22 protein-coding genes and 1 other RNA gene are annotated in these 25418 nt (G+C 57.2%); 8 read left to right on the top strand and 15 right to left on the bottom strand.

All coding sequences use genetic code 11. The features are described from left to right. Positions 1-99: 99 nt before the first annotated feature. From ACIQT8_RS16360 to rimP, 3 genes are all read right to left on the bottom strand, one after another. Positions 100-798 carry an RNA-binding protein gene (locus ACIQT8_RS16360; protein ID WP_400967106.1) on the bottom strand — a complete coding sequence of 233 codons (699 nt, stop codon included), beginning with the start codon at positions 796-798 and terminating at the stop codon, positions 100-102. Further along, positions 795-2417 carry a transcription termination factor NusA gene (gene nusA / locus ACIQT8_RS16355; protein WP_262523659.1) on the bottom strand — a complete coding sequence of 541 codons (1623 nt, stop codon included), beginning with the start codon at positions 2415-2417 and terminating at the stop codon, positions 795-797. The genes ACIQT8_RS16360 and nusA overlap by 4 nt, the downstream gene beginning before the upstream one ends. A gap of 62 nt (positions 2418-2479) precedes the next feature. Continuing rightward, complete coding sequence (gene rimP, locus ACIQT8_RS16350) at positions 2480-3076, bottom strand: ribosome maturation factor RimP (protein WP_400967103.1); 597 nt, start codon at positions 3074-3076, stop codon at positions 2480-2482. 288 nt (positions 3077-3364) lie between these two features. Between rimP and ACIQT8_RS16345 the strand changes: the two genes are divergently transcribed. Continuing rightward, entirely contained in the window at positions 3365-4993 is a 1629-nt protein-coding gene (locus ACIQT8_RS16345; protein WP_138794160.1) for an MFS transporter, read from the top strand. A 37-nt stretch (positions 4994-5030) separates the two neighbouring features. Here ACIQT8_RS16345 and ACIQT8_RS16340 read toward each other — a convergent pair whose 3' ends face one another. Both ACIQT8_RS16340 and recR read right to left on the bottom strand, forming a co-directional pair. After that, on the bottom strand, positions 5031-6296 hold the full coding sequence (locus tag ACIQT8_RS16340) for a lytic murein transglycosylase (RefSeq protein WP_400967100.1): 1266 nt from the start codon (positions 6294-6296) through the stop codon (positions 5031-5033). 27 nt (positions 6297-6323) lie between these two features. Next, the gene (gene recR, locus ACIQT8_RS16335; RefSeq protein ID WP_138794162.1) at positions 6324-6929 is read right to left on the bottom strand and encodes a recombination mediator RecR; all 606 of its coding nucleotides are present in this window, start codon (positions 6927-6929) and stop codon (positions 6324-6326) included. Between the two features lie 57 nt (positions 6930-6986). Here recR and ACIQT8_RS16330 point away from each other — a divergent pair, with 57 nt between their 5' ends. After that, a complete protein-coding gene (locus ACIQT8_RS16330) occupies positions 6987-7601 on the top strand; it encodes an MOSC domain-containing protein (protein ID WP_400967096.1) in 615 nt (204 codons plus the stop codon). Between the two features lie 7 nt (positions 7602-7608). Here the strand turns inward: ACIQT8_RS16330 and ACIQT8_RS16325 are convergent, their stop codons facing one another. From ACIQT8_RS16325 to ffs, 3 genes are all read right to left on the bottom strand, one after another. Next, complete coding sequence (locus ACIQT8_RS16325) at positions 7609-7932, bottom strand: YbaB/EbfC family nucleoid-associated protein (RefSeq protein WP_138794164.1); 324 nt, start codon at positions 7930-7932, stop codon at positions 7609-7611. A gap of 27 nt (positions 7933-7959) precedes the next feature. Next, positions 7960-9825 (bottom strand): DNA polymerase III subunit gamma/tau, encoded by a 1866-nt coding sequence (locus ACIQT8_RS16320; protein WP_262523671.1) that lies wholly within the window; start codon positions 9823-9825, stop codon positions 7960-7962. Between the two features lie 86 nt (positions 9826-9911). Next, an RNA gene (ffs, locus tag ACIQT8_RS16315) (signal recognition particle sRNA small type) lies at positions 9912-10008 on the bottom strand. 77 nt (positions 10009-10085) lie between these two features. Between ffs and ACIQT8_RS16310 the strand changes: the two genes are divergently transcribed. Beyond that, on the top strand, positions 10086-10502 hold the full coding sequence (locus ACIQT8_RS16310) for an HIT domain-containing protein (protein WP_262523674.1): 417 nt from the start codon (positions 10086-10088) through the stop codon (positions 10500-10502). Beyond that, positions 10502-11464 (top strand): NAD(+) diphosphatase, encoded by a 963-nt coding sequence (nudC, locus tag ACIQT8_RS16305; RefSeq protein WP_138794166.1) that lies wholly within the window; start codon positions 10502-10504, stop codon positions 11462-11464. Before ACIQT8_RS16310 ends, nudC begins: the two co-directional genes overlap by 1 nt. Before the next feature lie 59 nt (positions 11465-11523). Here the strand turns inward: nudC and ACIQT8_RS16300 are convergent, their stop codons facing one another. Continuing rightward, the gene (locus ACIQT8_RS16300) at positions 11524-12387 is read right to left on the bottom strand and encodes a prephenate dehydratase (protein ID WP_138794167.1); all 864 of its coding nucleotides are present in this window, start codon (positions 12385-12387) and stop codon (positions 11524-11526) included. 11 nt (positions 12388-12398) lie between these two features. Further along, entirely contained in the window at positions 12399-13154 is a 756-nt protein-coding gene (locus tag ACIQT8_RS16295; protein ID WP_400967090.1) for a 3-deoxy-manno-octulosonate cytidylyltransferase, read from the bottom strand. Positions 13155-13304: 150 nt separating this feature from the next. Here ACIQT8_RS16295 and ACIQT8_RS16290 point away from each other — a divergent pair, with 150 nt between their 5' ends. Then, positions 13305-13883 (top strand): cytochrome c family protein, encoded by a 579-nt coding sequence (locus ACIQT8_RS16290; protein WP_138794169.1) that lies wholly within the window; start codon positions 13305-13307, stop codon positions 13881-13883. 75 nt (positions 13884-13958) lie between these two features. On the opposite strand, the gene ACIQT8_RS16285 is transcribed toward ACIQT8_RS16290, so the two are convergent. The 3 genes from ACIQT8_RS16285 to ACIQT8_RS16275 form a co-directional block, all read right to left on the bottom strand. Beyond that, complete coding sequence (locus ACIQT8_RS16285; RefSeq protein WP_262523682.1) at positions 13959-14687, bottom strand: sugar transferase; 729 nt, start codon at positions 14685-14687, stop codon at positions 13959-13961. A gap of 259 nt (positions 14688-14946) precedes the next feature. Next, on the bottom strand, positions 14947-17265 hold the full coding sequence (locus tag ACIQT8_RS16280; protein ID WP_400967205.1) for a transglycosylase domain-containing protein: 2319 nt from the start codon (positions 17263-17265) through the stop codon (positions 14947-14949). Between the two features lie 148 nt (positions 17266-17413). After that, complete coding sequence (locus ACIQT8_RS16275) at positions 17414-17872, bottom strand: YbaK/EbsC family protein (protein WP_400967085.1); 459 nt, start codon at positions 17870-17872, stop codon at positions 17414-17416. A 480-nt stretch (positions 17873-18352) separates the two neighbouring features. Between ACIQT8_RS16275 and ACIQT8_RS16270 the strand changes: the two genes are divergently transcribed. Next, positions 18353-18562, top strand: a complete 210-nt coding sequence (locus ACIQT8_RS16270) for a cold-shock protein (RefSeq protein ID WP_003492998.1) — start codon at positions 18353-18355, stop codon at positions 18560-18562. A 429-nt stretch (positions 18563-18991) separates the two neighbouring features. Here ACIQT8_RS16270 and ACIQT8_RS16265 read toward each other — a convergent pair whose 3' ends face one another. Further along, complete coding sequence (locus tag ACIQT8_RS16265; protein ID WP_262523685.1) at positions 18992-20383, bottom strand: dipeptidase; 1392 nt, start codon at positions 20381-20383, stop codon at positions 18992-18994. A 214-nt stretch (positions 20384-20597) separates the two neighbouring features. Continuing rightward, positions 20598-21032 (bottom strand): MarR family winged helix-turn-helix transcriptional regulator, encoded by a 435-nt coding sequence (locus tag ACIQT8_RS16260; protein WP_138794174.1) that lies wholly within the window; start codon positions 21030-21032, stop codon positions 20598-20600. Between the two features lie 413 nt (positions 21033-21445). Between ACIQT8_RS16260 and polA the strand changes: the two genes are divergently transcribed. Continuing rightward, on the top strand, positions 21446-24439 hold the full coding sequence (polA, locus tag ACIQT8_RS16255) for a DNA polymerase I (protein WP_400967202.1): 2994 nt from the start codon (positions 21446-21448) through the stop codon (positions 24437-24439). Between the two features lie 129 nt (positions 24440-24568). Next, on the top strand, positions 24569-25288 hold the full coding sequence (locus tag ACIQT8_RS16250; RefSeq protein WP_400967081.1) for a DUF1868 domain-containing protein: 720 nt from the start codon (positions 24569-24571) through the stop codon (positions 25286-25288). Positions 25289-25418: the final 130 nt, after the last annotated feature.

The following is a 25418-nucleotide window of genomic DNA, read 5'->3' as shown; positions in this document are numbered from 1 at the left end:
GTTCCCGTTCCTTCGGACGAGAGCCGGATGACGTCCATCAGGTCTCGTCGTTCAATTGCTGCATCGGAACGCGGCGACCGTTCATATTCGGTAACCGCGTCATTGTTCTGTCCGGGCAGCGACGCATTCCGCTTCGGGCTGACCGCCGTGGCGGTACTGCTCAAGCATCGTTGCGCGCTTCACTACACCCTCACCCGCCTGTCCCGCAAGCGCGCAGGCATGGATAAAAGCATTCTGGCCCATCAACTCGTCCATTTCGGCGCCACTAAAGAGCCGGAAGGACGGAATTTCTTTCCCGGCATCACTGCCGAGCGTCCAGGCCTTGCGGGCCTGGTCCAGTTTTCTCACGCCATCGGCTGCCGCATCTGTCGCGTGGAACACCGCAATGGCGTTTCCGGAACGAACGGCGGCATCGACTTTCATCGCGCCGCTGATGAACTGGCCAGCCTTGCGAGCCATGGTCATCATTCCTGCAACCTGCTGCGCCATCAGCCTGTCGATCAGAACCAGAAGTTCAGGACCGGCCTTGACGTCGCGTTTAAGAGCCCGTGCGAAAAGCTTTTTCGCGATGGCTTTTTCGATCAGGGCGCGCTCGGCTTTCACCCAGCAGCCGCGCCCCGGCAATTGGCGTTTCAGGTCCGGAACCACACTTCCGTCCGGGCCTGCGACGAAGCGGATCAATTCGTCGGGTGATCCGCTTTGCCGTGTCACAATGCACATACGTCCGTTGACGTTGCCTTCGGGCTGCCCGTCGTCTGTCTCGGGCAGCTCATCCGGCTCATGCGCTTGCGATGTCATTCCTGTTCGGCGGTATCCGCCTCCTCGGCAGCATTTGCCTCTTCGGCAGCCTGCTGTTCAGCGGCAAGTTCTTCTTCGGTAATCCAGCCAGCCAGAAGGCGAGCCTGAAGCACCATGTTTTCGGCTTCAACGCGCGATACGTCGAGCTTGGAGAAGATGCCTTCGAACTTCTTGGTCTCGCCGTCCTTGCGTTCGCTCCAGCCAACCAGATCGTCCGCAGCGCAACCTGCGAAATCCTCAATGGACTTGATGCCGTCTTCGCCCAGCGCAACCATCATCTGCGATGTCAGGCCGTCGATCTGGCGCAGTTCGTCCGAAACGCCGAGTTCCTTGCGCTTGGCATCCATTTCAGCTTCCAGGCGCTCGAGATATTCGCGGGCGCGGGTCTGGATTTCGTTGGCGGTGTCTTCATCGAAGCCGTCGATCGAGGCAATTTCATCGAGGTCGACATAGGCCAGTTCTTCGACCTGTGCGAAGCCTTCGGAAGCAAGTACCTGACCGACCATTTCGTCGACGTCGAGAGCTTCCATGAACAGACCGGTGCGCTCGTTGAATTCCTTCTGACGACGCTCGGACTCTTCCTGCTCGGTCATGATGTCGATATCCCAGCCGGTGAGCTGCGATGCCAGACGAACGTTCTGACCACGACGACCGATGGCGAGCGAAAGCTGCTCGTCGGGAACAACCACTTCGATGCGTTCGGCTTCTTCGTCGAGAACGACCTTCGCGACTTCAGCCGGCTGAAGGGCGTTGACGATGAAGGATGCCGGTTCCTGGCTCCACGGAATGATGTCGATCTTTTCGCCCTGCAGCTCGCCAACAACGGCCTGAACGCGCGAACCACGCATACCGACGCAGGCGCCAACCGGATCGATCGAGGAATCGTTCGAGATCACGGCGATCTTGGCGCGCGAACCCGGGTCACGGGCAACCGACTTGATCTGGATGATACCGTCGTAGATTTCCGGAACTTCCATGGTGAAGAGCTTCACCATGAACTGCGGATGGGTACGCGAAAGGAAAATCTGCGGGCCGCGCTGTTCGCGACGAACGTCGTAAACATAGGCACGGACGCGATCGCCATAACGCATGTTTTCGCGCGGGATCATCTCGTCACGGCGGATAATGCCTTCACCACGGCCGAGATCGACGATGACGTTGCCGTATTCGACGCGCTTGACGGTACCGTTGACGATTTCGCCGATGCGATCCTTGAATTCGTCATACTGACGATCCCGTTCCGCTTCGCGGACCTTCTGAACGATGACCTGCTTTGCAGACTGCGCGGCAATACGGCCAAAATCCATCGGCGGAAGCGGATCGGCAATGAAGTCGCCGAGCTTTGCGTCAGGGTTGCGGTCGCGGGCCAGTTCCAGCGGGATCTGCGTGGAATAGTCTTCGGCCTTTTCGACAACTTCCAGAAGACGCTGCAGGCGAATTTCGCCGGTCTTGGAGTTGATGTCGGCGCGAATGTTGGTTTCCGAGCCATAGCGCGAGCGGGCGGCTTTCTGGATAGCGTCGGCCATTGCGGCAAGCACGATTTCGCGGTCGATGACCTTTTCGCGCGCCACAGCATCGGCGATCTGCAGAAGCTCAAGCCGGTTAGCACTCACTGCCATTTTTCTGTCTCCGTAAGTCGCAAGTTGCGTTGGTCGCCCGTTTTTCGGGCTTTACGTTGGAATTAGTCTTCGTCTGTTTCGTCTTCGTCGTTCTGATTTGCGGCGGCGGCCTTGGCCGCTTTGTCTGCCCGCAACGCATCACGAATAAGATCGTCCGTCAGAACAAGCTTCGCATCGGAAAGCGCGCTGAACGGAATAACGACTGTCAGCGCATCGCCATAAGCGATCTGGTCGCGCTCCAGTTTGAAGCCATCGGCGTCGACCTCAATAATCTTGCCGCGAAACCGCTTGCGGTTCTCGACGAGGATCGACGTTTCGGCTTTCACCAGATGGCCCTGCCAACGGGTGAAATCGGATTTGCGGACCATCGGCCGGTCGATACCGGGCGAGGACACTTCGAGATGATACGCTTTATCGACCGGATCTTCCACATCAAGAACCGGTGAAATCGCCATCGAGATGGCTTCACAGTCCTCAACGGTCATCGTGCCGTCCTGCCGTTCAGCCATGATCTGCAAGGTCATGCCGTTCTGGTTGAGGAGTCTGACCCGCACCAGAACATAGCCCATACCGGTCAGAACAGGCTCGATGATCTCGGCAATGCGCTGGTCGACGCCCGTTTCGGTTATCAGTCTTGGTTCGTATTCGGTGTCTGCCATCTGGCCTTCCGGTCTTGAATTTCGGTCCGGGACATTGCGCCCCGTTTTTTGGGTTCGCCTAACGAAAAAGAGCGGGGCCTTGCGACCCCACTCTTCATCAAGCGATCAAGAATTTGAACCTGCATATAGACGCTTCAGGGTACAATTGCAAGGTTTTCCCGATAGCCCGGCCAGTATGCGGAGCGAGGGCACATTTTTGCCATCCTGATCCGCGAAGGGCTGGCATGATTTCCGGCGCCGTCTATAGTCGGCAATCGATAAAGTGCAATTGCTTCATGTGGACCGATCGTGCCCGACCGTAAATCGCCACTCGCGCCTCTAAGGCATTTGACCTACAGACGAATTTGGATAGCAAGTCTTGCTTCGAATTTTGGTGGGTTGATCCAGGCCGTCGGTGCGGCGTGGATGATGACCTCTCTGTCAACGTCCGAAAACATGATCGCTCTGGTGCAGGCATCGACCTCCTTGCCGATCATGCTGTTTTCGCTGGTTTCCGGTGCCCTGGCGGATAGTTTCGATCGTCGCCGTATCATGATTTCCGCACAGCTTCTGATGCTTGCGGCCTCGATCCTGCTGACCGTTTTTGCCTGGTCCGGCTGGCTGACCCCATGGCTGCTGCTGTTCTTTACCTTCCTGATTGGCTGTGGAACGGCTCTCAACAACCCATCCTGGCAGGCGTCGGTTGGTGAAATGGTGCCGCGCGAAGATCTGCCGGCTGCCGTGACATTGAACAGCGTCGGATTCAACATTACCCGCAGTGTCGGCCCGGCAATTGGTGGTGTCATCGTCGCTGCCGCTGGTGCAGCGGCAGCGTTTTTCGTCAACGCGATGAGTTATTTCGCGTTGATTTACGCTCTGTTTCGCTGGCAGCCGCCGAAAAATCCGTCGCCTTTGCCGCGAGAACAGCTTTTGTCGGCGATTTCCGCCGGCATGCGTTATGTCGCCATGTCGCCAAATATCAGTAAGGTGCTGGTGCGTGGTTTTCTATTCGGCCTTTCCGCCAGCGCTATCCTTGCCCTCATGCCGATTGTCGCGCGTGATCTCGTGCAGGGAGGTCCGTTGACGTACGGCGTCATGCTTGGCGCCTTTGGGGTAGGGGCGATCGGTGGTGCCTTGATAAGCGCGCGTCTGCGTGAAGTGTTATCAAGTGAATGGATCGTGCGCGTCGCATTCCTGGGATTTGCCTTCAGTGCCGGGGTCACTGCAATCAGTACCAGCGCGTTTGTGACGGCCCTGGTTCTGACAGTCGCAGGTGCCTGCTGGGTTCTTGCTCTGTCCCTGTTCAACACCATCGTCCAGCTTTCCACGCCACGCTGGGTAGTGGGCCGCGCCTTGTCGCTTTATCAGACGCTGACTTTCGGTGGTATTGCAGTCGGTAGCTGGTTATGGGGTACCCTCGCCGAACAGGCGGGCATCAGCTATTCGCTTCTCTGTTCGTGCGCCCTGATGCTGCTCGGCGTGGTCGTCGGCTTCAAGCTCGCCATGCCGGCTTTTGCGTCACTCAATCTCGATCCGCTTAATCGGTTTGTCGAACCTCCGCTAAGGCTCGATATCAAACCGCGCAGCGGGCCAATCGCAATCCTGATCGACTATGAGATCGATGATGCGGATCTCGGCGAGTTCCTGCCCGTCATGGCGGAGCGGCGGCGTATCCGTATTCGTGATGGCGCGCGCAACTGGAACCTGATGCGGGATCTGGAAAACCCGGATATCTGGACGGAAAGCTACCATGTGCCGACATGGGTGGAATATGTACGCCACAATCACCGCCGTACACAGGCGGATGCCGAAACCTGGGATCGATTGCTGGCTCTACACCGTGGCACGACGCGCCCGCGTGTTCACCGCATGATCGAGCGGCAGACCATTCCACCGACCGACGACATTTTTCATAAGCCGCATACCGACGAGCATTAATGGAGGACTGCGCGCTTGCCGTTCTCCAGGATTGACGTCATTTCAATTTTGCTTTGAGAGAAGCGTCGGGGAAGCAGGTCGGCTGAATGCCATTTTTTGCCTGCCAGTCGCCAAGTGAGCGACGTGTCTTGAAGCCTGCCAGCCCATCCACCTTGCCGACGTCGTAGCCTTTCGCAGCAAGGGCTTTCTGCATGGCAAGCACATCCGAACGCAGCATGGAGCCGACATTGCCCCATTCTCCCTGGAAAGGACCGGCACCATAGGCGATGCGATCGGCAAGATTGCCGATGAACAGGGCGTAGAGATCGGAATTGTTATATTCCTTGATCACGTAAAAATTCGGCGTCACCACAAATTCTGGCCCATGACGCCCTGCCGGCACCAGCATCATTCCATCAGCCGAAAGATCGTTGGACGGAAAAGCCTTTCCAGAAATCCTGCCAATGCCCATTTTCGCCCAGTCGGCGACAGGGCGCGCGAGGTCGGGACCTTCCTGCGCACAGGACACATTGCCGGGTATGGAGACCTCAAAGCCCCAATCCCGGTTTGCCTGCCAGCCTTTTTGCGAAAGATAGTTGGCTATGGAGGCGAGGGCGTCGGGAACGGAATTCCAGATATCGCGGCGACCATCACCGTCGAAATCAACCGCATATTTCAGATAGCTCGATGGCATGAATTGCGGCTGGCCAAGTGCGCCTGCCCACGAGCCCATCAATCGCGAGGACGCGATGTCGCCACTCTGTACGATCTTCAAGGCATCGATCAATTCGACGCGGAACATGTCCTTACGCGTTGACATATAGGCTTTGGTAGCCAGCACATCGACCACCTGATGAGGCAGCTTGGCGCGCCCGAAACCCGACTCGCGTCCCCAGATCGCCACGATGATGTTGCCGGGCACGCCGTATTTCGCTTCGATGCGGCGGAGTGTGGCGGCGTGGGTGGCGGCGAGAGAGCGGCCTGTCGCTGCAAGGCTCTGCAATCGTTTCTCTGAGAAATAGGCGCCCGGTGAGGAGAATTCGGCCTGACTCTGGCTTTGCTCCCTCGGCGGTTTCTGCCCGGGAATGACGAGATCAGGCAGTTTCCAGTTGATGGAGAGGCCACTGAGAGCGGCTTCGAGCGTTTGCTGCGACACACCCGCCTTGCGCGCCTCCGGCCAGATTTCCTTTTTCAGCCAGGTATTGAAATCCTGATTGTAGCGCGCGGCAGTAGCACCTGTCGGAACAGCCTGTGCATGAACACTTGTGACCGTGAGAACGGAAAGCGTGGCGGCCAATACTGCGACAGAAAATCGGATTCGCATTCGGTCTCCTTTGGAAAGACGAAAGGCTCAGATTGTGGTGCGAGCTCGAAGCGCCGCGGTCAATGTGCCTTCATCGAGATAATCGAGTTCGCCACCTACGGGCACGCCATGTGCAAGCCTGGTGATCTTGACGCCGAGATCGGCGAGCCGGTCGGTGATGTAATGGGCGGTCGCCTGGCCTTCGACAGTGGCGTTAACGGCGATGATAAGCTCGCGGATGCCGCCTGCGCTGACACGGTCGATCAGCCCCTTGATGTTCAGATCTTCCGGTCCCACGCCGTCGAGCGGCGACAACGTACCACCCAGCACGTGATAGGCAGTGTTCATGGCACTTGCACGCTCCAGGGCCCACAGATCGGATACGTCTTCGACCACGATGATGATCGATTGGTCGCGCTGAACATCCGAACAAACGGTGCAGGGATCGATAGTATCGACATTGCCGCAGCAGGAGCAGATCTTTACCTTGTCATAGGCCTCGCCCATGGCGTGACCGAGAGGCCCGAGAAGCTGTTCCTTCTTCTTGATGAGGTGCAGGGCAGCACGCCGCGCCGAGCGGGGACCTAGCCCCGGCACCTTTGCGAGAAGCTGAATGAGTTTTTCGATTTCGGGGCCGGTGACTCGTTTTGCCATAGGCGCTTTCTAGCGCATAAATCGGGAACCGGGAATCACGTGTGCAGGAGGTTTCGCATGAAAATACAGTCAATCTGCCGCGCCGATGCGCAAACCTTGCCCGGAAAAACCACAAAGACGGGCATTTTCAAACACGTCGTGCCGGGGCCTGTCATGATCGATGCCGAGGGCATCGTTGGAGATGCCGTCTGTAACCGCAAACATCACGGCGGCCCGGATCAGGCGATCTACGCGATGGGCTCTGCCGATCTCGATTTCTGGTCGCAAAGCCTCGGTTACGCGGTGGAACCCGGCCTGTTCGGTGAGAATCTTGTGGTGGATGGCCTCGACAGCGCGACCCTTTATGTCGGGGACCGGCTTTACGCGACAGAGGTGGTTCTGGAGGTGACGGCGGCCCGTATTCCTTGCGCCACTCTGTCGACCCGTCTCGGTGATCCGGATTTTGCGCCCCGTTTTCGCGAAGCCGGACATCCGGGCTTTTATTGTCGTGTGCTGAAAGGCGGTTTCTTGCAGGCGGGAGAAGACCTTGCCTTCGAGGCTTATCGCGGAACGAAACTGCCCATTCCCGTCATTCTTCAGCGTTTTCGTCCGATGCGGCTGACACAAAAAGAGCGCGCCGATTATCTCGGCACGCCGCTTGCTGAACGCTTTCGCACAATGCTTGAAGTGTAAGTCTCGCTCAGAAAGGAAACTTCATGCCTGGCGGCAGCGGAAGCCCGGCGGTCAGGCCCGCCATCTTTTCCTGCGCCTGCGCCTCGCCTTTTTCCTTGGCGTCCTTATGGGCGGCCACGATCAGGTCTTCGAGGATTTCAACTTCGTCTTCCTTGAAGAGCGAAGGGTCAACCTTCAGGCCGCGCATCTCACCCTTACCGTTGAGGATGACGGTGACGAGACCGCCACCGGACTTGCCTTCGATTTCAAGGGCGGCAATTTCTTCCTGCACCTTTTCCATCTTGGCCTGCATTTCCTTGACTTTGCCCATCATGCCCATGATGTCGCGCATGTGCAAAACTCCTGTTCTTGTTGTCTTTTAAAACTCGATGTCGTCGCCGGGCAGAATGTCGCCTTCGCTGGACTCGGCGACAGATGGCGGCGCGATTTCTTCCGAATCGTCCTGCTGAACGGCGCGAATACGCACGTCGGTGATCTTTGCACCCGGAAACTGTTGCAGGATCGCGGCCACGTCAGGGTCTTGTCGCGCATCCACAAGACGTGCATCGCGGGCGTTGACCTCGGCTTCAACCAGCGTTGGCTGACCCTGTTCTTTGCTCAGGCTGACGATCCAGTGGATGCCGGTCCATTCCTTCAGCTTCACGCCGAGTTCGCCGGGGAGAGACCCCGGCGCACCTTCTCCAAGCCGCATGTCGAGACGGCCGGGCTCCAGTCGCACCAGGCGCACGAAACCGCGCACCTTTGCCTTCATAACCGGATCGCGGTTCTTTCCGCAGAGATCGGCAATATCCTGAAGGGAATTGACCGCAACCTTTGGCTCCGGCCGGTCTTCGGTCTTCGCGACAGCGATCTGCATCTCCTGCGGGCGGCTGTCCGGCACAGCACGCAGCATAGCGGTCGGCTGCGCGGATGGTTGCCGCTGCGGTGCCGCATGGGCGGATGCAACGGCCTGCGTTGAGGCATAGGCGCGGGCACCGCCGCCGTTTCCGCCACCATTGCCGCCGCCATTCGAAATGCTGCCTTCGCCGTTGGAAAGTTCCAGCAGACGGCGCGCGGCATCTTCAGGTGCGGGCAGGTTCGCGGCATGGGCAAGACGGATCAGCACCATTTCTGCGGCACCTGCCGGGCGTGAGGCATTTTCGGTTTCGGGAATACCCTTGAGCAGCATCTGCCAGATGCGCGACAGCGCCGAAACGGCGATGCTTTCGGAAAATTCCGCGCCACGCACGCGCTCGACTTCCGAAAGCGAGGGATCGTCAGCGGCATCCGGCACATATTTCATGCGCGTGACAAGATGGGTGAAATCTGCGAGGTCGTTCAACACCACGACAGGGTTTGCACCCGCTTCGTATTGACCGTTAAATTCTGAAAGGGCGGCCGCGACATCGCCTTTGACGACGTGCTCGAACAGATCAACGATACGCGCCCGGTCGGCAAGGCCAAGCATGCCGCGCACGGCTTCCGTTTCGACACGTCCGCCGCCGTGGGCGATCGCCTGATCGAGCAGCGACAGACCGTCACGCGCGGAGCCTTCCGCAGCGCGAGCAATCATTGCCAAGGCCTGCGGATCGGCTTCGAAGCCTTCTTTGCCGGCGATTGCGGTAAACAATCCGACCAGATCGGCAGCGCTGATTCGGCGCAGGTCAAAACGCTGGCAACGCGACAGAACGGTGATTGGAACCTTGCGAATTTCCGTGGTCGCGAAAATGAACTTCACATGTTCCGGCGGCTCTTCAAGGGTCTTCAGAAGACCGTTGAATGCCTGCGTCGAAAGCATGTGCACTTCGTCGATGATGTAGACCTTGTAACGCGCCGAAACAGGGCGGTACCGAACCTGTTCGATGATCTCGCGGATATCGTCGATACCGGTATGAGAGGCGGCGTCCATTTCGATGACATCGACGTGTCGCCCTTCCATGATCGCCTGGCAATGTTCACCGGGAATGCGCAGATCAATGGTCGGTTTGTCGATCTCGGGCGTCTTGTAGTTCAAGGCACGGGCGAGAATGCGTGCTGTTGTTGTCTTCCCCACACCGCGAACACCGGTCAGCATATAGGCCTGGGCAATGCGGCCGGTTTCGAACGCGTTTGTCAGCGTCCGGACCATCGGCTCCTGGCCGACCATGAGGTCGGAAAAATCTTTCGGGCGGTATTTGCGCGCCAGTACCCGGTATCCAGCTCCGTTTTGGGAAGTGCTTGGGGTGGTGGATACGGTGTCGCTCATTGCCTCGCCAGTTTGTTTTGCCAGTTTGTCTTGGGGCGCGGAACTGGCCCGGCGAAAGCTGAGCACATCATTTTGCAAATAAAAAGGTGGGAGGCTGGCACGGCGACCCGTGCCGGGCTCGTTAGGGCTGCTTCCTTCCGGACCTGACCCGGTTGGCGAGTGGCTCGTCCACCACCAACCTCCCGGCGCCACATATCGGCAATATCGAAAGCAAATGCAAGCCAAGCATTCAAAAAACTGCTATCACAGTGAAAACAAACATGGAGGACGCCTTGGAGACATTCCGCCTGGACGAAAGATTGGCGCGGGACAGCGAGCTTGTGACCCGGCTAGGCCTGTGCGAACTGCGCTTGCAGAACGACAGCCGCTGGCCCTGGCTGGTGCTGGTGCCGCAACGAAACGATGTGAGCGAGCTGTTTGAACTGACGCCGCTCGATCAGGCGATGCTGACCTTCGAAACCAATCTGGTTGCCAATGCTTTGAAGGATGTTACCCAGGCCACCAAGATCAATGTCGGCGCGTTGGGAAATATCGTTCGCCAACTGCACGTTCATATCATTGCCCGTAATGAAGGTGACACCTGCTGGCCAGGGCCCATATGGGGGCATGGCACCGCGGTGCCGTACCCCGCAGAGGAAAAGAAATCTTTCATGCAAAAAATCTCCGGCGCTCTCTAATGATCTCAATGACGATTTTTGAAACCACTGCCCCCCATCCCGAAGCAAGCGCACTGACTGCATTTTCCCAAAACGCGCTTGATCGTTTCGCTGAAAAGAGAACCGAAAACTGTGTTGCCGATGCTCTGAAGATCGACGGCACGCATATTCTCGCCCTCGCTGGTGGTCGTCTTGTGCTGAAGCACGACGAGCAGGTGATCGATCCGCTGTTTTCCGCGTACGAACTGGCCGAGTTGCAGCCGGACTTCGATAACGCAGTTTTGCTGGGGTACCGCGAGACCGGTGAGCCGAGAATTGCTGTTCCGGTTGGTGTCACGGAAGATCGGCTGGCCAGCCATCACAAACTTGCCGATGCGCGCACGCTCTACCGTGACCACCTGCTCGACGAGGAATTGCTGGGCGAGGTTGCTCAGGCCGTCAGCCTGACACACTGGAACGCCCAAAACCGCTTTTGCGGTCGTTGCGGCACGGAAATGGAGCTGCGTATTGGCGGCTACAAGCGCGTCTGCCCCGCCTGCAACAACATGATTTTTCCGCGGACCGATCCCGTCGTCATCATGTTGACGATTGATGTGGAGCGCGACCTTTGCCTGCTGGGACGTGGCGCGCATTTTTCGCCAGGCATGTATTCGTGCCTTGCCGGGTTTGTGGAGCCGGGTGAAACAATCGAATCGGCTGTTCGTCGTGAAACGCACGAGGAATCCGGCGTCGCAATCGGTCGTGTGCGCTACCACGCCTCACAACCATGGCCGATGCCGCATTCGCTGATGATCGGTTGCTATGCCGAGGCGCTGTCGTTCGAAATCTCTCGCGATGAAATCGAACTGGAAGACTGCCGCTGGTTCACCCGGCAAGAGGTTGCAGCAATGCTGGAAGCAACGCCGGGTGAGGGCATATCTGGCCCGCACGGCGGTGCCATTGCGCACCGTCTGATGCGCGACTGGGTGGAATGGTCCAAATAACCCTTTGACGTGGTCTTGGACGCTGCGTGTCGACTAGGCGCGCAGCGTCCGTAATTTTCTTAGCTCTGGTTCAGCTTGTCACGCATTGCGTGGCCTTTGTAGACGCCGAGGATGCGGACCTTCTCTGAGAAGAAGCGCAATTCGTCCAGCGCGCGACGAACGGCTTCATCATCCGGATGGCCCTCGATATCGGCATAGAACTGCGTCGCCACGAACTTTCCGCCAATCTGGTAGCTTTCGAGCTTCGTCATGTTGATGCCGTTGGTGGCAAACCCGCCCATGGCCTTGTAAAGCGCGGCCGGAATGTTGCGAACGTTGAAAACAAACGTCGTGACAATGACTTCATCCGGTGACGTACGTTTGACCCATTTTTCGTCGCGGGACAGAATAACGAAACGTGTGACGTTGTTTTCCGAATCCTCGACATTTTCTGCAACGATATCGAGACCGTAGAGATCTGCGGCGAGACGCGGTGCAAGTGCTGCCATGCTGCGATCGCCCTGCTCTGAGACGAGCTTGGCGGCGCCTGCCGTATCGCCGGCGACAATGGCTTTCCATCCGTTTGAACGAATGATCTTGCGGCATTGACCAAGCGCATGGATATGGCTGTGGACGGTGCGGATTTCACTTCTCTGCACACCCGGCAAAACCATGAGCTGGAAGCGGATCGGCATGAAATATTCGCCGATGATATGGAGACGGGATTCCGGCAAAAGATGATGGATGTCGGCTACCCGGCCAGCCAGCGTGTTTTCGATCGGGATCATTCCCAGATCCGCATCGCCATTTTCGATGGCGTTGAATGCGTCTTCGAAGGTCGCGCAGGGAAGCGGGTCCATATCCGGAAACATGTCGCGGCACGCCATGTCCGAATTGGCGCCGTAGTCGCCCTGGAAGGCAATGCGTTTTGTGCTCGTTGTCATAGAATGTCCCCTCAGTGGGTTCTGCCTGCAAGGATCTGGCGGGCTTTCTCAAGATCAGCCGGCGTATCGACACCCAGTGGTACCGAGCGCACGATCTCAGCGTCGATCCGCATGCCCGCTTCCAGAGCGCGAAGCTGCTCCAGCTTTTCGCGCTTCTCCAGTGGCGAAGGGGAAAGGCGCACGAATTTTTCGAGTGCCGCCCGGCGATAGGTGTAGAGCCCTATATGATGATAAAGCGGTCCTTCACCATAGGGTGCGGTCGCACGGGTAAAATACAATGCACGCAGCCGGGTTTCAGACAGCGGGCTGCCCACGACCTTGACCACGTTGGGATTGATTTTTTCTTCCTCGTCGGTGATTTCCACCGTCAGCGTGGCGATATCCACCGACGGGTTTTCCATCGGCCGCAGCGAGGCGTGAATGGTTTCCGCCTCGATAGTTGGCAAATCGCCCTGAATGTTGATGACATATTCGGCCTTGCCATAAGGATCGGCCTTCTGGAGCGCTTCGAAAATACGATCCGATCCAGACTGGTGGTCATCCCGTGTCATCATCACTTCAAAGCCGGCATTTTGAACGGCGGCAAACACGTCGTTGTCGTCAACGGCAACCACGATTTTCTCTGCACCGGCTTCGCGTGCACGCAAGGCAACCTGCACGATCATCGGCTTGCCGCCGATATCGGCCAGAGGTTTACCAGGCAGACGTGTGGAGGCCATACGGGCAGGTATGAGCACCACTGCCTTTTCGAAATCTCTATTCTTCATCCGACACCTTCAAATCCCGCCCGAAAAGTGTCAAAACGTCACGGTGTGGGGAGCATTATTCAAGTTGCGCAGGCTGTGCAAAAGCCATAGCTTTCAAGCAATTTCAAGATACCCGGCTTATATCGAGTGGATGCGAGGGAGCGCATATAGATGAATTCATACGTAAACATGGGCGTTGGTGCGTTATTAGGCACCGTTTTCGTCCTCATGTCGGTGTCGATCGCATCCGAGGGCATCTTCCATGCACCGGTGCCGGAGAAGGAAGGTTTTGCCATCGTCGCGGAAACGAGCGGCGGTGAATCAGGCGGCGAGGCAGGAGCGGCCGCTGCGGCAACGCCGATCGCCCAGTTGCTTGCCAATGCGGACGCGGCCAAGGGTGAGACGGTCTTCAAGAAGTGTACGGCCTGTCATACCGGAGAGAGTGGTGGAGCAAACAAGGTCGGCCCCAATCTCTTCGATATCGTCAACAGGCCGATCGCCTCTCATGAAGGTTTCAGTTACTCCGCAGCCATGAAGGATTTCTCGAAGGGTGGTTCGGTTCATTGGGACTACGACCATCTGAGCCACTTCCTCGAAGGCCCGAAAAAGTTCGTTGCTGGCACGGCCATGGGCTTTGCCGGTGTGAAGAAGGAAACGGAACGTGCGGATCTGATCGCTTACCTGCGGACGCTTTCTGCAAATCCTGCACCGCTGCCCGATCCGGCGGCGGCCCCTGCGCCAACCAATTGAGTGTATGGTATTCCAATCAAAAAAGCCCGGAGTGATCCGGGCTTTTTTGTTGTTTGCGCATGAAATAGCCTGGACTTAGAAACCCTTGCCGCCGCGCAGTTCGGATATGACTGTGCCGATCATGATTTTGATATCCAGCCAGACGGAAAAATTGTCGATGTAATAAAGATCGGAGACAATGCGTGCCCGCGCCTTGTCACTGCGGTCGGTCGGTCCCCGCAGTCCCCGCATCTGGGCAAGCCCGGTTATGCCGGGGCGCATCCTGTGACGCAGATGGTAATGGGGAACGAGATCCTCATAGAGACGGCCGGCCGCAAGCATGCCGATTGCATGGCAACGAGGTCCGACGAGCGACATGTCACCCTTCAGAACATTCAGCAGTTGCGGCAGTTCATCGATATTCGACCGACGGAGAATGGCGCCGATGCGGGTCACGCGCGGGTCATCTTTCACCGTCTGTGCCACGCCACTCGCGTCGCACAAGTCAGTCCTCATTGAACGGAATTTATAGACGCGTATCCGGCGACCGTTCATGCCCCAGCGTATCTGGGAAAACAGGACAGGTCCTTTGCTATCGATCTTGACCAGAGCGGCGACCGTTAAAAGCACCGGCGCAAGTGCCATCAAGGCAATGGATGCGCCGGCAATATCGATCGCGCGTTTGGTTGCGAATTGACCGCGTGCCAATGCGGAAAATGTTGATTGGTCTTGAGAAAGTTCTACGTCCGGCTCTTCAAAAGCGATTGCCGATTGTGAAGCCGCGCTCTGGAACGCGGCGCGTGGAGACCCTTTGATACCCAGCATAACAAAGTCCTAAAAAGAAATTTTTGAAATGAAAAAACTGATTTATATGGCGGCATTAATAATTCATTTACTGTAAAAAGTCATCCCGAAATATCTCCGCAACTGCGCAAATGCCAATCTACGGTTAACGTCGGCGCCAACCTGCTTTAGAGCAATCGGAACTATGCTGGAGACTTCCTGCCGCTAAGGAAGCGCGGACTTTTCAGCGATTGATACAGAGAGAAACTGTCAGCCGGCTGCCTATCGATCCTGTGGGCGCTCAATTGCCCATCAGAATGTCGAGGAGTGTGGTCTGTTTGGCGCCGTTTCTTGCTGGCTCCTGACCACCAATATCGGCAGGCGGAACGGGACCGCCATTGGCATAGTTCGGCTCCATTCGTTGCCCCGGAATATTGGATGGCGGCATGGGCGCGTCTGTCTGAGGTCGGTCAAGCGCAACTGGGGCGGCTGGATAGGCTTCGGTATTCGACGAGCCTCCACCAAGCGCGTTGGAAATGATGTCGCCAATCGATGATGGCGCATTTTCCGACAGTGGCTGCTGCATCTCGCCAAGTGGAGGAGCGCCGGTTGTGCCGAGGCCGAAAAGTGGTGATGGAGACAGGCCGGAATGTGCAGCCGTCATGAAGTCTTTCCAGGCTTTTGCGGGCAGCCCGCCACCGGTCACCTTCTTCATGGAGGTACCATCATCGTTGCCGAACCAGACACCGGTTGTCAGATTGCTGGTATAGCCGACGAACAGCGCATCACGGAAAGACTGGGTCGTTCCCGACTTGCCGGCGGCCTGCCATCCCTGCAGCCGTGCCGCTTTTCCCGTTCCCTCGGTGATAACGCGGCTCAGCATGCCGTTCATCGTCGCGGCAATGTCTTCGTTCAGCACGCGCGGCGGATTGTCGTATTTGTTCTCGTAAAGCACCTTGCCGTCGGCATCGGTAATACGTTTGACAATATGCGGGGTGGCCTTGTAGCCGCCGTTCATGAACGGTGCGTAAGACGCGGTCAGTTCCAGAAGTGATACTTCGGAGGTTCCGAGCGCAATCGATGCATTGCTCTGCAAATCGGATTCGATACCCATACGATGCGCAACCTGCGTCACACGATCGGGGCCGACTTCCATCACCAGTTGGGCCGCGATGGTGTTGAGCGAATTGGCAAGCGCTGTCGCCAGTGTCACTTCACCGCGGTACTTCTTTTCGTAGTTTTCCGGTGTCCAGTTGCCGATCTTGACCGGCGCGTCGTTGCGGATGGAGTAGGGTGTCAGCCCGGATTCGAGCGCCGCTACATAAACGAAGGGTTTGAAGGCTGAGCCAGGCTGCCGTTTCGCCTTCGCAGCACGGTTAAACTGGCTTTCGGCGTAATCGGCCCCGCCGACCACTGCGCGGATGGCTCCGGTTCCATCGATGGAAACCAGAGCTGCCTGGGACGCAGCCTGCTTTTTACCGTCCCCCTGAAGAATGTGCGTCAGGGCCTTTTCGGCGTCGCGTTCCAGGTCTGGATCGATGGTGGCATCGACAACGATGTCCTGCTTCACATCGCCGATCAGCATGCGGACTTCGTCGAGAACCATGTCGGCAGCATAATGTTCTGCACCGGACCAGAAACGTTTCGCTTTGGTTGGGGGCTGTGACATCGCCGTCTTGATTTCGCTGTCGGTGATGAATCCGACATCGCGCATGGATTGAAGCACGACCTGTGCGCGTTCTTCAGCAGCCTGCGGGTCACGGGCAGGGGAGAGGCGCGAGGGTGCCTTGAGGAGGCCCGCCAGCAGCGCTGCTTCACCCAGATTGACGTCGCGCGCCGACTTGTTGAAATACCGTCTGGAGGCCGCTTCGACACCATAGGCACTGGAACCGAAATAGACGCGATTGAGATACATCGCGAGGATCTGGTCCTTGGTGTATTTGTGCTCCAGCCAGAAAGCCAGAAGCACTTCCTGCACCTTGCGTTCCAATGTCCGGTCGGGAGACAGGAACAGGTTCTTGGCAAGCTGCTGGGTAAGGGTCGAACCGCCCTGGACGGTGCGTCCCGTCAGTACGTTGGTGACGATGGCGCGGCCGAGGCCGAGCGGATCAACCCCAAAATGCGAGTAAAAACGCCTGTCTTCGATCGCCATGACCGCTTGCGGAATGTAGGGCGACATATCCTCAAGTGCCAAAGCCTCGCCACCGGTCGTCCCGCGATTGGCAAGAACCGTCCCGTTGACAGAAACGATCTTCACATTCGGCGGACGCTCAGGGATGGACCAGCTTGCAGCACTGGGCATGCGGGCGCCATAATAAAGAACAAGTCCCGCAACACCGATCCCGCCCCATATGCCCAGCACGATGCACCAGTAAACAAGTGAGCGGAACATGCCGGTGATGCCGCGTGTCTCCACGCGTTTTTGTCTCTGACGCTTTTGGCGCGTCTGGCCTTTTGGCGATTTCGGAGGAGGAAGGTCGTCGTCTTTCGCAGCTTTCGCTGCATGCTTTCGTCCGCCGCTGATGCGGTCGCTGGCGTCAAGGCGCAGGTCATCGCCGGAATCGTGAAAATCCCCGAAGGAAGGTTCTACCCGCTCGCGTGATTTGCCTTTACCTGCCATCCAGCCGATATCGCTCCATTCTGATTGCGTGATCGCACGCATGTCCGCCGATTGCAGTATTTATGCGCGCATTATCCTTAATCCGGGATGAAGAGCGTAAATGCGGCAATTTAAGGCGGCGTTAGGAGAAGAAAGGATCACTTCGACGTCATTGGCAGACGTCGATCCATTCCGCTTCTGTCAGTTCGGCCATGGTGTGCGGAGAAATTTTGACGGCTGCATTGGTCGCGCCGGCGGCAGGAACCACTTCGTTGTAGCTTCTCAGCGAGACATCGCAAAACACCGGAATGGGTTCCGGCAGACCGAAAGGGCAGACGCCACCAACGGGATGGCTTGTGACAGACACAACATCTTCCGCGCCAAGCATTCGGGGCTTTGCGCCAAACCGGTCTCGAAACTTGCGATTGTCGAGCCGTTTGGTGCCGGCAGCCACGACCAGAAGAATGGTGTCTCCTGCTTTTAGGCAGATGGTTTTGGCGATCTGATCGGGATCGACACCATGCGCTTCTGCCGCGAGCGCAACGGTTGCTGAACTTGCTTCCGTTTCGATGACGGTCACGTCAGGAGATTTTTCGGCGAAAAAGGCGCGGACGGATTCAATGGTCATGGCTATTTATTAGGCTGGAAGCATGTAAGCCGCAAGACGTCCGCAGAAAGCCATGCAAAAAATGCAATGCTGCGCTGCGATAGAATGTCTGTTTTTTGGGCTGGGATGTTGTATCTTCCAATCATCGAAGCGACGCACTCCTCCTCCCAGCGTCGCCCGATTGGACTGACAATACTCCTCCTCCCAATTGTCAGTCAGTTTCAAGAACCCGGCGCACCTCCTCCCGCGCCGGGTTTTTGCATTTCTGGCTTCTGAAATTTTTCCAGATGACACGAATGGATTGACCGTAGATCACGTCATTTTCAAAGAAACTTGACTTTTTGGGTCTCTCCACCTAGGTGTTCCGACATCGAAATTTGTTTGACGACCAGAGCTTCGGCGCTTCGCGGCGCACACGACGATCTTTCTTTCCTTCAAATTCGACACAAGACCCGCACTGCTTGCAGTGCAAATGCAATTTGCCAACGGAAGGAAATCGTTATGGCGACTGGTACGGTAAAGTGGTTCAACGCAACCAAGGGCTACGGCTTCATTCAGCCTGATGATGGTTCGCAGGACGTATTCGTTCACATCTCTGCAGTTGAGCGCGCTGGTTTGACCGCCCTCAACGACGGTCAGAAGCTGTCCTACGAACTGATGCAGGACCGCCGCTCGGGCAAGATGTCTGCAGGCAACCTCGTAGCTGCCTAATAAGGCGTTGTGACCTTCATGGTCACGCCTGGAATAAGAAGGCCGGACGTCACGCCCGGCCTTTTTCTTTTGGAGAATTCTTTTCAGGGCGTTCGGCCTTGTAAAAGCCATGTTCCGATACGATATACGGTTCAACAGTGCTTCAGACCTGTCAGGCGGTCGCTGAAAAGTGACGCTGTTATCGTGTTAACCAAAGATTAACCGAAGCAGTCGATCCTGACCTTGAAGATGCAGCCGACCGATAGTCGGCGCGCTCTGAAGCATCAGACGTTTCAAACGCTTTGACCACGGATGTACTGGCACTGACGTAGAAACGGGTGGAAAGGTCGGGCTTGCCCGGCCTTTTTGTTTTTCTGGCATAAGCACTTAGCAGCCTTGGGCTGGATGTCCGGAAACTGGCCGCGTGATCGCGACCAGTTTCCAGCAAGCTTATTTCGCTGCGAGAGCATCCAGAATTCGAACCCAGGAGCGAATGCCCTTGTGATAGGACTGCAGGTCGTACTTCTCGTTAGGGGAGTGGATGCGATCATCCGTCAGACCAAAGCCGACCAGCAGGGAATCCATACCGAGCATCTTCTGGAAATCGCCTACGATCGGGATCGAGCCGCCCATGCCGATAACCACGGCGGGCTTCGGCCATTCGTCAGAAAGCGCGTTCTTCGCCTTGGTCAGGACCGGTGAATCATAGGACAGCTGAATAGCAGGTGACGCGCCATGCTCATGGAATTCAACGGAGCAATCGGCGGGGATTTTCGAGCGCACGTAAGCGCGGAAGCTCTCACGGATGGCGGCGGGGTCCTGATGCCCGACAAGACGGAAGGAAATCTTGGCTGATGCTTTCGCGGCGATCACGGTCTTGAAGCCGTCGCCGGTGTAACCGCCGATGATGCCATTGACTTCCGCTGTCGGCCGCGCCCAGGTCTGCTCCAGCACGGAACGTCCCTTTTCACCGGAAGGGACCGAAAGCCCAACCTCGCCGAGAAAATCTTCCGCCGTACGGCCAAGCGTTTCCCAGGAAGCCTTGATGTTCGCCGGCGTCTCTTCGACGCCATTGTAAAAGCCTTCAAGCGTGACACGCCCGGTCTCGTCGTGCAGGCCCGAGAGAATGTCGGTAAGGATGTGGATCGGGTTTGCCGCAGCGCCACCGAAAAGACCTGAATGCAGATCGCGATCCGCTGCCGTGATCACGACTTCCTCGCCAACCAGACCACGAAGGGCTGCCGCAATTGCCGGTGTGTCGCGGTCCCACATGCCGGTGTCACACACCAGGGCATATTCCGCCTTCAGTTCAGCAGCATTGGCTTCCAGAAAGGGTTTCAGCGACGGTGAACCGGATTCTTCCTCACCTTCGAACAGAATGGTCACTCTGACCGGTAGGCCACCATTGACCTCTTTATAGGCGCGGCAGGCTTCCACGAAGGTCATAAGCTGACCCTTGTCATCGGCCGTTCCACGGCCCGTGATGACCTGACGCCCTTCACCGATCTCCTTGATGGCGGGATCAAACGGATCATTTTCCCAGAGATTGAGCGGATCGACAGGCTGCACGTCGTAGTGACCATAAAAGAGCACGTGCGGTGCATCTTTCGTTGCTGCATCGTGATGCGCGACGACCATAGGGTGACCGGCCGTGTCGCGGACGGATGCCTCAAAACCGAGTGCAGAAAGCGTTTTGGTCAGCCACTCCGCTGCCTTGCGGCATTCCTGCTTGTAAGCCGGGTCAGTCGAGATCGACGGAATGCGAACAAGCTCAAAGAGCCGCTCCAGGCTGGAGGGGAGGTTGTCATCAACAGTGGAAAGAATTGGAGAAACGTCTGTCATCGCTGATCCTGTCATGTCTGTCATGGTTCCGGCGACGATGCGAGACAACGGCATCACCATTCGCAGGAAACGAGAAGGAAAGCCCTCGTGAATCGCCAGGGCTTCGGCCTGCGGCACGATAGAACATTGGATTGAAAAGTGTAACGCGGTTTTCTAAAAATCAGATCAGCGTGGAAAAACGGTGAGCGCAGAGGCGACCAATTTGCCGAAGCTCCTAACGGGCAGTTTTGGCGCAATCGATGGCCCGGCGCATATATTCCACCAGAAGCTGCCGCTCGAACTGCCGAAAGTCCTTCAGCAGTGCGTCCTCCGTTCCCCTGGATGCGGCAATAGCGTTTGCTTCGAGTTCCTTTCCACGTGGTGTCAGTTCGATGATTTGTGCCCGGCGGTCGGTTGGGTGCGGTTTGCGCACAATCAGGCCGTCACGTTCCATACGCGACAGCGTATTGGCGAGCGTCGCCTGTTCGATGTCGATCCTGTCCAGCAATTGACGTTGGGTGAGGCCTTCTTCATGCCAAAGCTCTACAAGGATAGGAAACTGCCCAGGGGAAAAGCCGAGCGCGGAAGCCCGTTTTTGCAGCGCCATGGTGAATTCGCGCGCCATTTTGGCGGCGAGGTAGATCACCGATTCGTCTCGGGAAAATTCCATTCATGCATCCATGCGAGCAATTGCGACAGGGGTCGCGAGGATTCGATAGCATGATATATATAGCACGGAATGTTGCTGTGGCACGTCCCTGATGCCCAAAATAAAACCGCCATGGCCGGGAGGGGTCGGCCATGGCGGTCATATTGGAGGACAAAGGCCCGGAGAGGGGGAAAGGCCTTTGTCCGGTCTGACGCGGCGGGGGACGAGCCTGCAATCAGACTACGGCGTGATCAGGCGCCGTCCTCTAAGAAATGTGTCTGCAAATGCGGCTTTTCAAGGGAATTCGGATTACAAATCGGTAACGTTCGGGTGAATTTTTGGCCGGGTTCAACATTCTCGCGTTACGTGCTTAGCAGTGCGTATTAAGAAGTTTCTGTGGACGCCAAAACGACCCCGCGCTATCCATGCTACCCATGAAAAAAGGCGATCATCTCTTCCTCGTTGACGGCTCCGGATTCATCTTCCGGGCGTTCCATGCCATCCCGCCCTTGAACCGCAAGTCGGATGGGTTGCCAGTCAATGCCGTCTCCGGTTTCTGCAACATGTTGTGGAAGCTCCTGAAGGATGCGCGAAACACGGATGTTGGCGTCACCCCGACACACTTCGCGGTCATTTTCGACTACTCGTCGAAGACTTTCCGCAACGAACTTTACGATCAGTACAAGGCGAACCGCTCCGCGCCGCCCGAAGATCTTGTGCCGCAGTTTGGTCTGATCCGCGAAGCCACACGTGCCTTCAATCTTCCCTGCATTGAGACCGAAGGCTTTGAGGCTGACGACATCATTGCCACCTATGCCCGCCAGGCCGAGGCCATCGGCGCCGACGTCACCATCATTTCATCCGACAAGGATCTGATGCAGCTCGTAACCGCGAACGTGCATATGTACGACGCGATGAAGGACAAGCAGATCGGCATTCCGGATGTCGTTGAGAAATGGGGCGTACCGCCCGAGAAGATGATCGACCTGCAGGCGATGACGGGCGATTCCACCGACAACGTTCCAGGCATCCCCGGCATTGGCCCGAAAACGGCAGCTCAGCTTCTCGAGGAATATGGAGACCTCGACACGCTTTTGTCGCGGGCTGGAGAAATCAAGCAGCAAAAGCGTCGGGAAAACATTATCGCCAATGCCGACCTCGCCCGTATTTCCAGGCAGTTGGTGGCGCTCAGAACGGATGTGCCACTCGATCAATCCCTGGAACAGCTTGTACTCGAGCCTCAGAATGGCCCCAAGCTAATCGCCTTCCTGAAGGCGATGGAATTCACCACCTTGACGCGTCGCGTTGCCGAAGCAACCGATACCGATGCTTCCTCCGTGGACGCTGCCGATGTCGCCGTGCAGCGGGGCGATGAAGCGCACGGTCCTGACCTCGATAACCCCGCTCCGGCAGAGGCCGGGGTGGAAGTTGAGGCGCAACCGTCATCGCCTTCGATACCGGCGAAAAAAGTGGCGGCCGAAGGCAGCGCACCTGCAGAGCTTGCCGAAGCGCGCAGAACTGTTTTTGCCACCGCCAAGATCAATACGGAAGCGTACACCACGATCCGCGACATTCGTGAGCTCGATCGCTGGATCGCTGCTGCCCGTGAGACGGGCATCGTCGCTTTCGACACGGAAACAACGTCGCTTGACCCCATGCAGGCGGAGCTGGTCGGCTTTTCTCTGGCCATTGCCGATAATGGAAAAGACGCATCGGGGACAGATATTCGCGCCGCTTACGTTCCGCTGACGCACAAGACTGGTTCAGGTGGCGATCTTTTCAGCGACGGCATCAAGCTTGTCGAAGGTCAAATCCCCGCAGCCGAGGCGATGGATCGCATCAAATCATTGCTGGAGGATCCGTCGGTTCTGAAGATCGCGCAGAACCTGAAATACGATTACCTGCTGATGAAGCGTCATGACGTCGTCATGCAGAGCTTCGATGATACGATGCTGATCTCCTACGTGCTCGAAGCCGGGAAGGCGACGCATGGTATGGATTCGCTCTCTGAGCGCTGGCTCGGACATACACCCATCGCCTACAAAGATGTCGCGGGTTCCGGTAAGTCCGGCGTGACCTTCGATTTCGTCGACATCGGCAAGGCCACCGCCTATGCGGCGGAAGATGCCGACGTTACGCTGCGGCTCTGGATGGTCCTGAAACCGCGTCTCGTTGCCGAAGGTTTGACCAAGGTTTATGAGCGGCTGGAGCGCCCCCTTGTGCCGGTTCTTGCCCATATGGAAGAGCGTGGCATCACCGTTGATCGGCAGATTTTGTCGCGTCTGTCAGGAGAGCTAGCCCAGAAGGCCGCCGCCTTTGAAGAGGAAATCTACGAGCTGGCAGGTGAGCGTTTCAACGTGGGCTCGCCCAAACAGCTCGGCGATATCCTTTTCGGGAAGATGGGACTGCCGGGTGGCTCCAAGACCAAGACTGGCCAGTGGTCGACATCGGCACAGGTTCTGGAGGATCTCGCCGCAGAGGGCGTGGAATTGCCGCGCAAGATCGTGGACTGGCGCCAGCTCACCAAGCTGAAGTCGACCTACACGGATGCGCTGCCCGGATACATCCATCAAGACACCAAGCGTGTGCATACATCCTACGCGCTCGCTTCCACCACCACTGGACGCCTCTCCTCGTCCGAGCCGAACCTGCAGAACATTCCTGTCCGTACCGCGGAAGGGCGCAAGATCCGTACGGCGTTCATCTCCACGCCTGGGCACAAGCTGCTGTCGGCCGACTATAGCCAGATCGAACTGCGTGTCCTGGCGCACGTTGCGGATATTCCCCAGCTCCGTAGCGCCTTTGAAAATGGCATCGATATCCATGCGATGACGGCGTCGGAAATGTTCGGTGTGCCGGTGGAAGATATGCCGTCTGAAGTGCGGCGCCGCGCCAAGGCCATCAACTTCGGCATCATCTACGGTATCTCCGCATTCGGGCTGGCAAACCAGCTCAGCATTGCTCGCTCCGAAGCTGGAGAATACATCAAGAAGTATTTCGAGCGGTTTCCCGGCATTCGCGATTACATGGAGCAGACCAAGGCTTTCGCGCGTGACAACGGTTATGTTGAAACGATTTTTGGACGCCGTGCCTATTACCCTGAAATCCGTTCCTCCAACCCATCGGTGAAGGCGTTCAACGAACGCGCCGCTATCAATGCGCCTATTCAGGGATCTGCGGCCGACATTATTCGTCGGGCGATGGTCCGCATGGATGGTGCGCTAGTCGAGGCTGGTCTTGCCGAGCAGGTGCGGATGTTGCTTCAGGTGCACGACGAACTGATATTCGAAGTCGAAGATCAGGCCGTCGAGGCAACATTGAAGGCGGTTACCCATACGATGGAAAATGCCGCCATGCCGGCGATCTCCATGAAGGTTCCGCTCAAAGTGGATGCGCGAGCCGCCAGCAACTGGGACGAGGCACACTAAGGTCTGAAGGGGGTTCCGGCTCACTTGGCGCGTATAGCGCGCCAAGTTCTAACTCCCCACAAACCGCGTCTTCACTGTCATCGAACTGTCGTACGGCGAAGTTACGGAGATTCCCACATGGGGGGCTTCATGCACGCGCGATTCGTTTCCAGGGAACTCGAACGTCTTTCGACTGCCCGTCATGACGCTCCGCCCCGACATACGGGCACCCGGTTCAACGCTGAAGGCGAGTTTTTGCCGGAACCCGGCAACGCCATCGTTTGCCATCTTGTGCAGGGTTCGGCGTCACAAAGCGCCGTAGTCGCGACGCGGCAACGTTTCCTGGATATGCCGGAAGCTGGTAATCTGGCTTTCACACCGGTCTCCAGCTTTCATATGACGGTGTTCCAGGGGATCATCGAGTACAGGCGCATGTGGCCCTACTGGCCAAAAGAAATGCCGCTGACGGCCTCGATCGACGCCATGACGGAGTATTATCTCGAGCGCCTTTCCGTGTTTTCGGCGCTTCCCGACTTCGCAATGCAGATCACCGGTTTGCGACCGACCGGCCTTGTGTTGAAGGGAAAAACTGCAGAGGATGACCGGGCCTTGGCGCTTTGGCGAAATACGTTTGCCAAAGCCTTTGGATATCGCCATCCGGATCACGACAAATACGAATTCCATCTCACGCTCGCCTACGTCGTGCGCTGGTTCGATCCCGTCTGTCTGCCCCGCTGGCAGGCGATGATGGATGAGGAAGTCGAAAAACTGCGCGATAGTGTTCCTGTGATCGAGCTGCGACCACCTGCTTTCTGTGAATTTCGGGATATGAACCACTTCAAAGAGCTCATCGTCTTCGATAAAGCATGACACGTGATTTGCGGTGCACTTCTTTGGCCGCGCTTCGGATTCTGCTGAATCTGAAAAAATGTGCGTTAGGGCTGGTCAAACCCCGTTTTGGCATGTATAAGCGCGCCAAATTTCCGATATCGAGACACCC

Origin of the sequence: Agrobacterium sp. NPDC090273, assembly GCF_044772305.1 — a bacterium.
Taxonomy (GTDB): Bacteria; Pseudomonadota; Alphaproteobacteria; order Rhizobiales; family Rhizobiaceae; genus Agrobacterium.
This window is presented reverse-complemented; position numbering and strand designations above follow the sequence as displayed.

Coding starts and splice junctions, on each gene's coding strand:
- polA (WP_400967202.1), top strand. CDS start 21,446: ATGAAAAAAGGCGATCATCTCTTCCTCGTTGACGGCTCCGGATTCATC.
- nudC (WP_138794166.1), top strand. CDS start 10,502: ATGATCTCAATGACGATTTTTGAAACCACTGCCCCCCATCCCGAAGCA.
- ACIQT8_RS16295 (WP_400967090.1), bottom strand. CDS start 13,154: ATGAAGAATAGAGATTTCGAAAAGGCAGTGGTGCTCATACCTGCCCGT.
- ACIQT8_RS16360 (WP_400967106.1), bottom strand. CDS start 798: ATGACATCGCAAGCGCATGAGCCGGATGAGCTGCCCGAGACAGACGAC.
- ACIQT8_RS16270 (WP_003492998.1), top strand. CDS start 18,353: ATGGCGACTGGTACGGTAAAGTGGTTCAACGCAACCAAGGGCTACGGC.
- ACIQT8_RS16310 (WP_262523674.1), top strand. CDS start 10,086: ATGGAGGACGCCTTGGAGACATTCCGCCTGGACGAAAGATTGGCGCGG.
- ACIQT8_RS16330 (WP_400967096.1), top strand. CDS start 6,987: ATGAAAATACAGTCAATCTGCCGCGCCGATGCGCAAACCTTGCCCGGA.
- ACIQT8_RS16290 (WP_138794169.1), top strand. CDS start 13,305: ATGAATTCATACGTAAACATGGGCGTTGGTGCGTTATTAGGCACCGTT.
- ACIQT8_RS16340 (WP_400967100.1), bottom strand. CDS start 6,296: ATGCGAATCCGATTTTCTGTCGCAGTATTGGCCGCCACGCTTTCCGTT.
- ACIQT8_RS16280 (WP_400967205.1), bottom strand. CDS start 17,265: ATGGCAGGTAAAGGCAAATCACGCGAGCGGGTAGAACCTTCCTTCGGG.
- rimP (WP_400967103.1), bottom strand. CDS start 3,076: ATGGCAGACACCGAATACGAACCAAGACTGATAACCGAAACGGGCGTC.
- ACIQT8_RS16260 (WP_138794174.1), bottom strand. CDS start 21,032: ATGGAATTTTCCCGAGACGAATCGGTGATCTACCTCGCCGCCAAAATG.
- recR (WP_138794162.1), bottom strand. CDS start 6,929: ATGGCAAAACGAGTCACCGGCCCCGAAATCGAAAAACTCATTCAGCTT.
- ACIQT8_RS16250 (WP_400967081.1), top strand. CDS start 24,569: ATGCACGCGCGATTCGTTTCCAGGGAACTCGAACGTCTTTCGACTGCC.
- ACIQT8_RS16285 (WP_262523682.1), bottom strand. CDS start 14,687: ATGCTGGGTATCAAAGGGTCTCCACGCGCCGCGTTCCAGAGCGCGGCT.
- ACIQT8_RS16265 (WP_262523685.1), bottom strand. CDS start 20,383: ATGACAGACGTTTCTCCAATTCTTTCCACTGTTGATGACAACCTCCCC.
- ACIQT8_RS16320 (WP_262523671.1), bottom strand. CDS start 9,825: ATGAGCGACACCGTATCCACCACCCCAAGCACTTCCCAAAACGGAGCT.
- ACIQT8_RS16300 (WP_138794167.1), bottom strand. CDS start 12,387: ATGACAACGAGCACAAAACGCATTGCCTTCCAGGGCGACTACGGCGCC.
- ACIQT8_RS16275 (WP_400967085.1), bottom strand. CDS start 17,872: ATGACCATTGAATCCGTCCGCGCCTTTTTCGCCGAAAAATCTCCTGAC.
- ACIQT8_RS16325 (WP_138794164.1), bottom strand. CDS start 7,932: ATGCGCGACATCATGGGCATGATGGGCAAAGTCAAGGAAATGCAGGCC.
- nusA (WP_262523659.1), bottom strand. CDS start 2,417: ATGGCAGTGAGTGCTAACCGGCTTGAGCTTCTGCAGATCGCCGATGCT.